This is a genomic window from Sphaerimonospora thailandensis (assembly GCF_016863115.1).
Classification (GTDB): domain Bacteria; phylum Actinomycetota; class Actinomycetes; order Streptosporangiales; family Streptosporangiaceae; genus Sphaerimonospora; species Sphaerimonospora cavernae.
The window spans coordinates 66,147-77,922 of the sequence record NZ_BOOG01000022.1; the positions used below are offsets into that span (position 1 = coordinate 66,147).

General features: G+C 71.7%; 12 protein-coding genes. All 12 read left to right on the forward strand.

Annotated elements, in window-relative coordinates:
- The first annotated feature begins 435 nt into the window (after positions 1-435).
- The 12 genes from Mth01_RS13470 to Mth01_RS13525 are packed head-to-tail and all read left to right on the forward strand — an operon-like array spanning position 436 to position 11,773.
- Positions 436-1,143: a hypothetical protein gene (locus Mth01_RS13470; RefSeq protein ID WP_204016166.1), complete on the forward strand. Its 708-nt coding sequence runs from the start codon at positions 436-438 to the stop codon at positions 1,141-1,143.
- A 1-nt stretch (position 1,144) separates the two neighbouring features.
- Positions 1,145-1,930, forward strand: coding sequence for a MinD/ParA family ATP-binding protein (locus Mth01_RS13475; RefSeq protein ID WP_204016167.1), 786 nt, complete (start codon positions 1,145-1,147; stop codon positions 1,928-1,930).
- Positions 1,927-3,246 carry a CpaF family protein gene (locus tag Mth01_RS13480; RefSeq protein ID WP_204016168.1) on the forward strand — a complete coding sequence of 440 codons (1,320 nt, stop codon included), beginning with the start codon at positions 1,927-1,929 and terminating at the stop codon, positions 3,244-3,246. The genes Mth01_RS13475 and Mth01_RS13480 overlap by 4 nt, the downstream gene beginning before the upstream one ends.
- Positions 3,243-4,139 (forward strand): type II secretion system F family protein, encoded by an 897-nt coding sequence (locus Mth01_RS13485; protein WP_204016169.1) that lies wholly within the window; start codon positions 3,243-3,245, stop codon positions 4,137-4,139. Before Mth01_RS13480 ends, Mth01_RS13485 begins: the two co-directional genes overlap by 4 nt.
- A complete protein-coding gene (locus Mth01_RS29690; protein ID WP_239089625.1) occupies positions 4,136-5,224 on the forward strand; it encodes a type II secretion system protein in 1,089 nt (362 codons plus the stop codon). Before Mth01_RS13485 ends, Mth01_RS29690 begins: the two co-directional genes overlap by 4 nt.
- A complete protein-coding gene (locus tag Mth01_RS13495) occupies positions 5,224-5,454 on the forward strand; it encodes a hypothetical protein (RefSeq protein WP_204016170.1) in 231 nt (76 codons plus the stop codon). The genes Mth01_RS29690 and Mth01_RS13495 overlap by 1 nt, the downstream gene beginning before the upstream one ends.
- Positions 5,455-5,510: 56 nt before the next feature.
- Entirely contained in the window at positions 5,511-5,897 is a 387-nt protein-coding gene (locus Mth01_RS13500) for a TadE family protein (RefSeq protein ID WP_239089626.1), read from the forward strand.
- Positions 5,894-6,340, forward strand: coding sequence for a TadE/TadG family type IV pilus assembly protein (locus Mth01_RS13505; RefSeq protein WP_204016171.1), 447 nt, complete (start codon positions 5,894-5,896; stop codon positions 6,338-6,340). Before Mth01_RS13500 ends, Mth01_RS13505 begins: the two co-directional genes overlap by 4 nt.
- Complete coding sequence (locus Mth01_RS13510; protein WP_239089627.1) at positions 6,337-6,846, forward strand: pilus assembly protein TadG-related protein; 510 nt, start codon at positions 6,337-6,339, stop codon at positions 6,844-6,846. Before Mth01_RS13505 ends, Mth01_RS13510 begins: the two co-directional genes overlap by 4 nt.
- Before the next feature lie 7 nt (positions 6,847-6,853).
- Entirely contained in the window at positions 6,854-10,114 is a 3,261-nt protein-coding gene (locus tag Mth01_RS13515; RefSeq protein WP_239089628.1) for a hypothetical protein, read from the forward strand.
- 16 nt (positions 10,115-10,130) lie between these two features.
- Positions 10,131-10,814: a hypothetical protein gene (locus Mth01_RS13520; protein ID WP_204016172.1), complete on the forward strand. Its 684-nt coding sequence runs from the start codon at positions 10,131-10,133 to the stop codon at positions 10,812-10,814.
- On the forward strand, positions 10,811-11,773 hold the full coding sequence (locus tag Mth01_RS13525; RefSeq protein ID WP_239089629.1) for a hypothetical protein: 963 nt from the start codon (positions 10,811-10,813) through the stop codon (positions 11,771-11,773). Before Mth01_RS13520 ends, Mth01_RS13525 begins: the two co-directional genes overlap by 4 nt.
- Positions 11,774-11,776 lie beyond the last annotated feature (3 nt).

Sequence of the window (11,776 nt, forward strand, 5' to 3'; positions counted from 1 at the left end):
TCGGCCCGCATTCAGGGCTTTGCCGCGTGGACGTCCGGCGAAGGCCACGTTAGCGAGGGGATCCGGGCGGCGCGTGCCCTAATCGGTAAACCGCCATGTCATGCGCATCTTCCGGCATGGCCGGGACGTACGGCAGGCACGGATTCGACCGTGGCCGCTCGGTCAAGCACCTTGTGAACGATGGGGCATCGGGAAGGGACTGTTACCCTTTATCACAGAATTTCCAGATCGGATAGTCGCCTACCAATATGGTGATAGATCCATTGCCGTTGACAGGTGTATTGCCAACGGATAAGCATGGGACGCCGTATCTCGCCACGCCTGAGACCGAAAGTCGGCCATAATGTGGTGAATGCGCGGAGAACGGCAAGGACCGTAAATAAATTGGAGCAGCCCGAAAATTGGGCGTGATCATCACTGGGAGCCCCCGAACAGATGAGGATCAGCGAGAAGGCGTCGCAGGACGGTCGCGGCGCGGTGAGTGAGCGGTCCGGGCTGTCCGGGCCCGCGTCTCGCAAGCTTCCCGTCTCGCCCAGGGAGCGCAGGCCCGCGCTCGCGGCGCTCGCCGTGCTCCTCATCCTGGGCGGCGCCCTGGCGACCACGTTGCTGGTGATGCGCAGCGGCGAACGGGTGTCGGCCATCCGGGTCGGCCAGCAGGTCGGAGCGGGACAGTCGATCCCGATATCCGCGCTGGAGGAGGTGGAGATCGCCGACACCGGCATCGCCCGGGTCCTGTGGCGCGACCGCGAGAGCGTCGCCCAGGGGTACGCCGCGGTGACCCTGCTGCCCGGCACGCTGCTGACCGAGACGATGGTGGCCGAGTCCAGCGGCGACGTGGGACCGGGCAAGGCGCTCGTCGGCCTCGCGCTCAAGCCCGGGCAACTTCCGGTCGGCCTGCAAGTGGGCGACGTCGTCCAGGTGATCTACGTCGCGGGCGCGGACAAGGGCACGGACCAGGGGACGGAAGGCCGGCAGCAGCGGGTGCTCGCCACCGCCGCACGCGTCCACAGCATCCCCACCCCCGGCCGGACCGGAGGAAGCGGGCTGTTCACGGTGCGCGTGGACACCTCCGCCGCGCCGGCCATCGCCCAGCACGCCTCAAACGGGCAGGTCGCCCTGATCAAGCTTCCCGGAGTGAAGTGACGTGGCGCTCATCGTCCTCGCGGCAGACAAGGGAGCGCCCGGTGTGACCACCGCGGCGACCGCCCTCGGCGCGGTGTGGCCCCGGCCGGTGCTGCTGGCCGAGTGCGACCCGTCGGGAGGCGACCTGGCCTACCGGCTGCCGGGGGAGGACGTGGGCGTGCTCAATCCGGGCCGGGGCCTGCTCAGCCTGGGCGCCGTGGCGAGGCGGGGGCTGCGCGCCGAGCTGATCTACGAGCACACGCAGCGGCTCGTCGGCGGCCTCGACGTGCTCACCGGGCTCACCAACGCGGAGCAGGCGGCGGGGCTGACCTGGCTGTGGGGGCCGCTCGGGCGCTCGCTGGCGGCGCTGCCGGGCGCGGACGTCCTGGCCGACTGCGGCCGGCTCGGGTCGCACCCGCAGATGAACGACCTGATCGCCGAGGCCGACGAGGTGGTGCTGTTCACCCGGGCCAGCCTCGACCACGTCGCCCACCTCCGGGAACGGCTGACGCTGCTGGGCCGGCGGGCCGGAGTGGTGGTGATCGCCGATCCCAGGGCGTACCGCGCCTCGATCGAGGAGGTCCGGCGGATCGTCTCCGGCTGGGACGTCACGTTCGTCGGCGGCCTGGCACATGATCCGAAGGGTGCGGAGTTGCTGCGCGGGCAGTGGGGCGGCCGGCTCGACCGCAGCCTGCTCATCCGGACCGCACGGGATCTGGCCGGGCGGCTCATGGCCCAGTTGACGGCCGATGCCGCCGCCTCCGACGCCCAGGGCGGCACGAGGCCGACGAGGGGGCCGAGATCATGAATGCGGAGCAGCGGCCCGTCGACCACGGCCTGGTGAAGCGGTTCCGGCAGGAGGTCGGAGACCGCCTGGCACACCAGCGGCGGCTGGACCAGGCCAGCGGGCTGCCGCCGATGACCGGCGAGGACGAGCGACAGTTCGCCCGCGCGCTGATCGCGCAGGTTCTCGAGGAGTACGCCCGCGGCGAGATCGGCGTGGGCCGCACGCCGCCGACCGCCGAAGAGGAGGAGGCGCTCGCCGGGGGGATCCACGCCGCGCTGTTCGGCGTGGGCCGGCTGCAGCCGCTGCTGGACGACACCGAGATCGAGAACATCGACGTCAACGGCTGCGACCGGGTCTTCGTCGGTTACGCCGACGGCCGCGAGGCGCTGGCCGACCCGGTCGCCGACACCGACGAGGAGCTGATCGAGCTCATCCAGGTCCTGGCGGCGTACTCGGGGCTGTCGTCCAGGCCGTTCGACACGGCCAACCCCCAGCTCGACCTGCGCCTGCCGGACGGGTCGCGGTTGTCCGCGGTGATGGACGTGACCGTCCGGCCGGCGCTGTCGATCCGCCGCGCCCGCCTGGGCAAGGTCTTCCTCAGCGATCTGGTCGGCAACGGCACGCTCATGCCGGAGCTGGGCCGGTTCCTGTCGGCGGCGGTGGCGGCCCGCAAGAACATCATGATCGCGGGGTCGACGAACGCGGGCAAGACCACCCTGCTGCGCGCGCTGGCCAACGAGATCCCGCCGCACGAGCGGTTGATCACCGTGGAGCGGGCGCTGGAGCTGGGGCTCGACCAGTTCCCCGAGCTGCATCCGAACGCCGTGGCCTTCGAGCACCGCCTGCCGAACTCGGAGGGCCAGGGCGAGATCACCATGGCCGAGCTGGTGCGGCGCTCGCTGCGGATGAACCCGTCCCGGGTGATCGTGGGCGAGGTGCTCGGCGACGAGATCGTCACGATGCTCAACGCGATGACCCAGGGCAACGACGGGTCGCTGTCGACCATCCACGCCAACTCCAGCATGGAGGTGTTCAACCGCATCGCCACCTACGCGCTGCAGGCCGAGGAGCGGCTGCCGATCGAGGCCACGCACATGCTGATCGCGGGGGCGATCGACTTCGTCGTGTTCATCGAGAAACGCAACGACTATCACCGGGGCGGCGGGCTGCGGCGGTACGTCTCCAGCGTCCGCGAGGTGACCGGGGTCGACGGCCGGGTGCTCTCCTCGGAGGTGTTCACCATGTCGGGAGATCAGCTGGTGCCGCACGCCCCGATCTCCTGCGCCACCGAGTTGGCCTATCACGGCTACGACCCCGCGCAGGGAGGGTGGCGATGAACGCCGGACTCTTCGGAGCGTTCGACCCACTGGTGCTGCCGGCCGGGGCGGTGATCGGCGGCGGGCTGTTCCTGCTGGGCCTCTCTCTCCACGGCACGCGACCCAGGCCGGCCCGCCCGGAGGGCAGAGCGAACCGGGTGCGGCTGCTGCGCGCCCTCACCACGAGGACGACCGTCGCCCTGATCACCGGAGTGGTCGTCCTGGCGGTGACCCGGTGGGCGGTCATCGCGGGGGGATCGGTGCTCCTGGTCCTCGCCTGGCGAGGCCTGACCGGCGGCGCCGCGGAGGAACGCGCGGCGATGCGACGGCTGGAGGCGCTGGCCGCCTGGACGGAGTCGCTGCGCGACACCATCGCCGGGGCCGCCGGCCTGGAACAGGCCATCCCGTCGTCGGTCCGGGCGGCCGCCCCCACCCTGCAGCCGCAGCTGCGGACGCTCGTCGACCGGCTGCACACCCGCATGCCGCTCCCCGACGCGCTGCGGATGTTCGCCGACGAGCTCGACGACACCTCGGCCGACCTGGTGGTCGCCGCCCTCATCCTCAACTCGCGGCTGCGTGGTCCCGGACTGCGGGACGTGCTGTCCGCTCTGGCGGTGTCGGCCCGGGAGGAGCTCGACATGCGGCGGAGGGTCGAGGCCGAGCGGAGGTCGACCCGCAAGAGCGTGCAGATCGTGGTCGGTACGGCTCTCGCCTTCGCCGGCGCCCTGGTCATCTTCAACCGGTCGTATGTGGAGGAGTACGGCAACCCGCTCGGCCAGGCCGTGCTGGTCGTGGTCGCGGGCCTGTTCGGCGCCGGGTTCGCCTGGATGCGGCGGCTGGCCCGGTTCGACAAGCCCGCCCGCATCCTCGCCCCCTATCACCGTCCGCCGGTCAGGCAGAAGGAGGCCGGATGATCGAGACCGTGCTCGCGGGAGGCGTGCTCGGCATCGGGCTCTTCCTCCTGATCAGGGCGCTGTTCCCGCCGAGGCCCGGGCTCGTCGCCAGGCTCGCCGCGCTCGACGTCGCCCGCGACGGCACCGCGGTCCCGAGGGCGCCGCTCATCGCTCCCGAGGAGAACGTCAGCCCGTTCCGGCGTGGCCTGGGCGAACGGCTCGCGCGCTTCTACGCGGCCCGCGGCTGGGAGGCGCGCTCGACCAAGGCCGACCTCGCCCTTCTGGGGAAGTCCTTCGAGGGGTTCCTGGCCACGAAGGTCCTGCTCGGCGTCTCGGGGCTGCTGGCCTTCCCGATCCTCTTCGCCTGGCTCGCGCTCATGGGCTGGGGCATGTCGGCGCAGGTGCCGTTCTGGTCCACGCTCCTGGTGAGCGTGGTGTTCTTCCTGCTCCCCGACGTGCAGATCAAGCGCGACGCGGCCGACCGGCGGCGCGACTTCCGGCACGCGGTGGGCGCCTTCCTCGACCTCGTCTCCATGAACCTCGCGGGAGGTCGCGGCGTTCCCGAGGCGCTGATGATGGCGGTGTCCGTCGGCAACCCCAGGCCTGCCGCCGATCCGCTGCCCCACGGCAGGCCGGCGCCGGCGGGGACGGGCACGGGGGCAGGGCGCACGGTGGGAGGGCGCACGGGAGCCGGGGGAGCGGGGGCAGGGGACAGGGCAGCCGGGGGCACGGGTACGGGTGCCGACGGCGCCGGTCCCTCGGCGGCGGGCTCCAACTGGGCGATGGAGCGGATCCGTGAGGCGCTGTCCAACGCCCGGATCGTCGGCATCACCCCGTGGCAGGCCCTCGGCCAGCTCGGCGACGAGATCAACGTGGATGAGCTGCGGGATCTGTCCGCGGCGCTCGGACTCGTCGCCGACGACGGCGCGAAGGTGCGGGCCTCGCTCACCGCCCGCGCGGCCACCCTGCGGCGCCGCGAGCTCGCCGAGGTCGAGGGCAAGGCGGGTGAACGGTCTCAGTCGATGCTGGTGGCGCAGCTCCTGCTGTGCGCCGGCTTCGTGCTCTTCCTTAGTTTTCCGGCAGCGATGAAGATGTTGGGGTCCTGATGCTCTGGTTGCACTACCTGATCGCCGTGCTGCGCGTACGGATCGACCGTGCCAGGAACGCTCCCAGCAGGGGAGCCTCGGCGGTCGAATGGGTGATCATCACGGCGATCATCGCCGGGGTCGCCCTGGGGCTCGCCACGCTCATCAAGAACCTCGTCGCCGGGAAGGAGGGCGAGATCACCTCCAACTTCGGCGGTGGCGGCGGTGGGGGCGCCGCGGGTGACCAGTGAGCCCAGGGGGTCGGCGCGCCTCAGGACGCCGGGCGGCGAGCGAGCGCGGTGCCACGGTGATCGAGCTCGCCATGCTCATGCCGGTCATCCTGGCCGTGGTGCTGCTGGTGGTCCAGTTCACGCTCTGGTTCCACGGCCGGCAGGTGGCGGACGCCGCCGCACGGGAGGGGGCCCGCATCGCCCGCGCCGCCGGCACCTCCGACGGCTGGCAGAGCGGCGCCGAGGCGAAGGCCAGGCAGATCATCCAGGCGGTGGGGCCCAAGCTGCTGCGGAACGCCCAGGTGCAGGCATGGGAGAAGGGCGACCAGCGGGGCGTCGACGTGACCGCCAGCGCCGTACAGGTGGTGCCGCTGCTGCCCGAGACGACCTTCGAGGTCACCGCGCACTTCGGCGGCCCGATCGAGTGCTTCCGCCCCGACGACGGCTCGGAAGGCTGCGAATGAGACGCGCCGACACCTCCGCCGACGACCGGGCCGAGGCCGGTTCGATGAGGGCCGGTTCGATGGAGGCCGGTTCGATGACGGCCGAGACGGTGATGCTCGCCCCGGTTCTGCTGCTGTTCCTGCTGTTCCTGGTCGGGGCCGGGCGGATCGTGGAGGCGCAGGGGGAGGTCAACGGCGCCGCCAGGGACGCGGCCAGGGCCGCCTCGGTCCAGCGGAGTCTCTCCGAAGCCGAGTCGGCCGCGACGGAGGTCGCGCAGTCCTCGCTGTCGGGCGACTGCTCCCCGCAGGTCAGCCTGTCGGGGACCGACTGGAAGGCGGGCGGGGTCGTCAAGGCGACCGTGACGTGCCAACTCGACCTGGGCTTCCTCGGTTTCAGTGGGGCCAAGCAGATGACGGGCGACTCCGTCGTGCCCCTGGAGCAGTTCCGGAGGTATGACCAATGAGCCGTTGGCGTGGTTCGAGGGACGCCTCCTCCGGCGGGGCCTGCGACGAGGCGGACCGGGGGTCCATGTCGGTGTTCGTGGTCATCTTCTCGGCCGCCGTGTTCCTCCTCGCCGGCCTGCTGGTCGACGGCGGGTCGGCGATCAACGCACGGCTCAAGGCCGCCGACATCGCGGAGCAGGCCGCACGCGGCGCCGCCGACCAGATCGACCAGGAGACCCTGCGGGCGACCGGCGAGATCCGTCTGCTCTCCGCCGGTGGAGACCTCTGCGGACGTGCCGAGGAGATCGTGGGCGCGCACCAGGCCGACGGGGTGCGGATGACCCGATGCGAAGCGGGCGGCCAGACGGAGGTGACCGTCGGGGTGGCGGTTCGCTGGGACGCCTACTTCCTCGGAGTTCTGGGCTTCAACGGCTCCGATATGGAGGCCGCCGCGACGGCCGCACCCAGCACGGGCACCGCCGCCCTGGCCCGGACATCGGACGGCCTGAACGTCGGGGAGGGATGAGGCGGAAATGTCGCAGAAGTCAACATCCCCCGGCCCTCGTGAGCCACTGCGCCGCTGGCCGGAATCCGCGGGGGAACGACCACGTGGCCGAGGAGCCGCGAACACGAGATCGACCGCGAACGCCCGGCCTGACCCGGGCGCCAGGCCGGGGGCTCGGGGTCCGGACGCTTCGAGCTCCATCCCCTCGAGGCCCGCCGACTATCGGCCCTTCGGGCAGACGCAGCGCGGGGCCGAGGCGCAGCGGGACCGCCGTCCGGTCCGCATTCCGTCCAGGCGGCGGGCTCGTGACATCTTCTCCGGCCTCGGCGCGCTGCTCGCCCTCGTCGGGCTCGTGGGCGGCGTGCCGTACGCGCTGATCAGGCTGGCCGGCCCGCCCCTGTCGCCGGAACTGCTGAACCTCGATCTGCTCACCAGCCGGGTCGGTCCGGAGGCGATCATCGGGATCCTGGTCCTCCTGGTGTGGCTCGCCTGGTTCCAGCTCTTCCTGTGCGTGATCGTCGAGGTGTACGGCGGGTTGCGCCGCGTCGGCATGCCGGCCCGGGTTCCCCTGTCAGGTGGCCCCCAGGCACTCGCCCACCGGTTGGTCTCCGCGGCGCTGCTGCTGTTCACGGTGACGGCGATGGCCGTGCCGTTCTCCCGGGCGACCGCACCCGCACCCGCATCGATTCAGCCCCAGGTGACGGCCCAGACGGCGGCGCTGTCCGCACCGGTCGCCGCCGAAGCGGAACAGGCGCCCCTGCATGCCCGGGAGGTCAAGAAGGTCTACGTCGTGCAGCCGCCGCACGGGCGCCATCACGAGAGCCTGTGGGAGATCGCGGAAAAGTGCCTGGGAGAGGGGCGCCGCTATCCCGAGATCTACCGGCTGAACAAGCACAAGGTGCAGCCGGATGGCAGCCGCCTGCACATCGCCGATCTCATCCGGCCCGGCTGGGTGCTCGACATGCCGGACGACGCAAGAAATGTCCATATCGTCCCTGTGGACGAGGAGCGGCCGGAGATCCTCAAGGAGCATCGGGACAAGCCGGCGGAGCTCGACGGGCGCACCCAGTACACGCAGCCCGATTCCGCCGATGCCGGGCATGCCGAATCCCGCACCGCGAAGGCCGACACCGCCAGGCCGGACATCAACAGGCCGGAACCTGACAGACCCCGTCCTGAGAGACCTCAGCATGACAGGGCGGAACATCGCAGGCAGCCGTCCCTCGTCACCCCGCCGCCCGTCGCCTCCGAGCCCACGGCGACGGCCACGGCTCACCCCACCGCGGCACCGGCAGGGAAGCCGCCGGTAGCCCGATCGGCCGACGGGCAGGGCGAGTCGGGCCAGGATGAGGCGGCCACCGGGCTGGAGTTGCTCGACTACCTGGCCGCCGCGACGCTGGCCGGCGCCGGGCTGCTCGCCGTGCTCGGCCGCAGGCGCAGGGAGCAGCTGTGGCGGCGGGCGTTCGGATGGCGGATCGCACGCCCACAGGGGGACGCGGCCGACGCCGAGGTCGCCATCCGCCTCGGCGCGGACGCCCCCGGCAGCAGACTGCTCGATCTGGGCCTGCGGCTGCTCGGCAGGCTCCTGGCCGAGCGCGGCGCGCATCCGCCCACGATCTACGCCGCGCACCTGTCCGACCGGGGCCTCGACCTGTGGATCCATCCGGCCGACGAGAACGCCCCGCAGCCATGGGAGGCGTGCGACGGCGGACAGGTGTGGCGGCTGCCGACGCACGAGGGACGGCGGATCGACGAGCACGCGCTGGCCGACGTCCCCGCCCCCTATCCGGGCCTGGTCTCGCTGGGCGTCGGCCAGGACGGCGGCAGGGTGCTCGTCGACCTGGAGGCCGCGCACGGGCTGATCAGCATGACCGGCGCGAACACCGTCGCGGCCCTGTCCGCGCTGGCCGTGGAGCTGGCGACCAACCGGTGGTCCGACGACATGCGAATAACGCTCGTCGGCTTCGGCGAGGAGCTCACCGCACTCGCGCCCGAGCGGATCAGGACGGCCGGCAGCCTGGCCGAGGTCCTGCCCGAGTTGGAGAGCGCGGTCGCCGAGGCAGGCTCGCCGGATGGAGGCGCCCGGCCGGGCGGCGACGTCCTGACCGGCCGGATCCACGGTCGGGTGGCCGACCCGGCGTGGACCCCGCACTACCTGCTGTCGGCCATCAGACCCGACGACGACGAGGCACGCCGCCTCGCCGTGCTCGGCAAGGGCGCCATGCTCGACAAGGGCAGGAGGACGGCGAACGGCTTCGTGCTCACGGGTGAGGTGCCGCACGCGACCTGGACCTGGGAGATCACCGAGACCGGCCGGGCCCGGCTGGACGCGCTCGGCTTCGAGGTCGACGCCCACCTGCTGCCGCGCAGGCACTACGACGCCGTCGTGGACCTGGTCCGTACGGCACAGCAGGCCGAGGGCGAGCCGCTCACGATCACCGGGGGCGCGGCCGAGCGCCTGCCCGACGAGCCGCCCGAGATCGAGGTACGGATCCTCGGCGCGATCGAGATCACCTCGGTCGATCCGCTGGAGGAGGGGAGGGCGGCCCTCGCCCACGAGATGGTCGTCTATCTGGCCACTCATCCGGAGGGAGTCCACCCGGTCGTGCTCGGCGGCGTCCTGTGGCCGCGGGGAGTGCAGAAGGCGGTCCGCGACGCGACCATCACGCGGGTGGCCGAATGGCTGGGCAGCGACTCGCGGGGGCGGCCGCATCTCCTCCTCGACGACTCCGGCCGGCTGCGGCTCGGCCCCGGGATCCGTACCGACTGGCGGCTCTTCCAGGATCTGGTCCGCCGAGCGGCGGCGAGCACCGGTTCGGAGGGCGAGGCGGAAGCCGTACGGCTCCGCGAGGCGGAGGCCGAGCTGTTGGACCGGGCGCTGCGGCTGGTGCGCGGGCCGCTGCTGAACGGCCGGCCGGGCAAGCGGTACGCCTGGCTCGCGGCCGATCCGCTCGAGTACGACGTGACGGCGTGGGTGGCCGACGCGGCGCACGCGCTGTGCGAGATCCGCCTGGGGCAGGGCGACCCGGACGCGGCGATGGCGGCGGCCAGGGCGGGCCTGCTGCTGGCGGCCGACGACGAGGGACTCTGGCGCGACATGCTCCGGGCGGCCCATGCGACCGGTGACCTGACGAGGCTGCACGCCGTCGTCGACGGCCTGGGGCGGCGGGCCGCCTCCCATCCGTACGGCGGCGGGATGGCCTCCGAGACCGAGGCGCTGATCGACGAGTTGCTGCCCAGCTGGCGCCGTGCCTCGGCCCAGGACCTCCCGACATCTCGTCTCGCCTGATGGAGCCCATGTGTCGATGAAGAAACAGCACGGTGTGCCCGCGAGATTCGCTCTCGCCGCCCTGTCGGGGTGCGCGCTGCTGGCGTCGGCGGCCGCCTGCGGCCGGGCCGACGCGGATCGCGCTTTCACCCCACGCGGCGTCGTCGAGGTCTCTCCGGAAGCGGGAGCGGAGACGCGGGAGGCGGCGACACCGTCCGCTACGGTGACCGGGACCGATGAAGCGGCGGGTCCCGAGATCCAGGTCGAGTGGCCGGAGGGGCTCAGTCCGAAGCACAAAGCGCTGCTCGAGGCATTCGTCGACGACTACCGGGCTCAGTGGCGGGCCATCACCAGCCACGGCAGGGACCTGTCCTACACCGAGGGCGTCGTGGACGACGCGAAGCGAGGCGCGGTCAAGTGGGTGCACTCGTACGTCGATGAGAAGCTCTCGGCGAAGGGCGTGATCAAGCTGTACTCGCTGCGGGTGGTGGCCGAGGTGGAGCCGGGCGCCCAGGTCGCCGCCTGTCTGAACCAGTCCGGCCTGCGGGTCACCGACTGGCGGGGAAAGCTCCTGGCCAAGCAGCCCGACTGGATCAAACCGCCGAAGTCGACCTTCCTCTACTCCGCGTCGTTCCGGCATGAGGACGACGGCCGCTGGATCGTCGTCCGGTACCGCTTCGCGGACTATCCGGATGAGTACGCGAAGGAGTGCGCCAGATGAACGCTGAGCTGGCCGCGCTGCTGGCCGCCGTGCTGACCGGAGGCGTGCTCGTCGGCCAGGCGGCCGTTGATCCCAATCCGGTCAACCGGCAACAGACGCAGGTGAAGGGCTTTCAGGAGGGCGACACGGCCGGGGTGACGCTGAAGAACTCCTCCATCGTCCTGTCCGGCAACGGCCTCGGCGGCAAGAGCGACGGCTATCGGATGCCCCGCCCCTGTTGGCGGGAGCCGATGATGACGGCCGAGGAGATGCACCGGCTGAGGGTCACGGAAAGAAGGCAGAACAGCTCCCTACCCGCCGGAGAGCGGGGCACCTCGAACGAGGACGTGCAGGAGTCCGCCGGCAAGCTCAACGAGAAGGGCATGTGGTGGGGCGCCGCCGCCAACTGGAGCGACCCGGGAGCCGAGGCGTGTTATGCGGGTTTGGCGGAGCCGGTCTGGGTGCCGGAGGGGACCACCCCGCCCGGGGGGATCACGTTCGAGCAGCTCCTGCAGATCGCCCGGGCCGCGCTGACCGTGCCGGAACCCAAGATCAAGCTCAGCCCGGACGTGAAGAGCTACGTCAACCTGGAGACCTGGGTCTGGCTGGAGGGGGGGCAGGCGACGCCCCGCTCCGTGACGGCCACGCTGCCGGGCGTCATGTCCGCGACCGTGACCGCGACGCCGCAGGCCTTGGAGATCAAGTCGGGCACCACCGACGACCGGGCGAAGATCGGCAAGGATTGCGGCACTACGGGCCACCCGTACAAGAAGGGTGAGGAGTTCAGGTGCGGCGTGCAGTATCTGCGGGCGTCGATCGACCAGCCGCGCAAGGCTTACACGCTCACCGTGACGGCGGTCTGGAACGTCACGGGTAGCGGCACGGGCGGCAACGCGGCAGCGCTCAACTATGCCCCGATCCGGATGTCGGCCTCCCGCGATGTCCCGGTCGACGAAGTCCAGACCATCGTCACCAACTGAGTC

Bases quoted from the DNA above. Each gene is read 5' to 3' on its own strand.
- Mth01_RS13470 (WP_204016166.1), top strand. From the start codon at position 436: ATGAGGATCAGCGAGAAGGCGTCGCAGGACGGTCGCGGCGCGGTGAGT.
- Mth01_RS13495 (WP_204016170.1), top strand. From the start codon at position 5,224: ATGCTCTGGTTGCACTACCTGATCGCCGTGCTGCGCGTACGGATCGAC.
- Mth01_RS29690 (WP_239089625.1), top strand. From the start codon at position 4,136: ATGATCGAGACCGTGCTCGCGGGAGGCGTGCTCGGCATCGGGCTCTTC.
- Mth01_RS13515 (WP_239089628.1), top strand. From the start codon at position 6,854: ATGTCGCAGAAGTCAACATCCCCCGGCCCTCGTGAGCCACTGCGCCGC.
- Mth01_RS13480 (WP_204016168.1), top strand. From the start codon at position 1,927: ATGAATGCGGAGCAGCGGCCCGTCGACCACGGCCTGGTGAAGCGGTTC.
- Mth01_RS13520 (WP_204016172.1), top strand. From the start codon at position 10,131: ATGAAGAAACAGCACGGTGTGCCCGCGAGATTCGCTCTCGCCGCCCTG.
- Mth01_RS13525 (WP_239089629.1), top strand. From the start codon at position 10,811: ATGAACGCTGAGCTGGCCGCGCTGCTGGCCGCCGTGCTGACCGGAGGC.
- Mth01_RS13505 (WP_204016171.1), top strand. From the start codon at position 5,894: ATGAGACGCGCCGACACCTCCGCCGACGACCGGGCCGAGGCCGGTTCG.
- Mth01_RS13510 (WP_239089627.1), top strand. From the start codon at position 6,337: ATGAGCCGTTGGCGTGGTTCGAGGGACGCCTCCTCCGGCGGGGCCTGC.
- Mth01_RS13485 (WP_204016169.1), top strand. From the start codon at position 3,243: ATGAACGCCGGACTCTTCGGAGCGTTCGACCCACTGGTGCTGCCGGCC.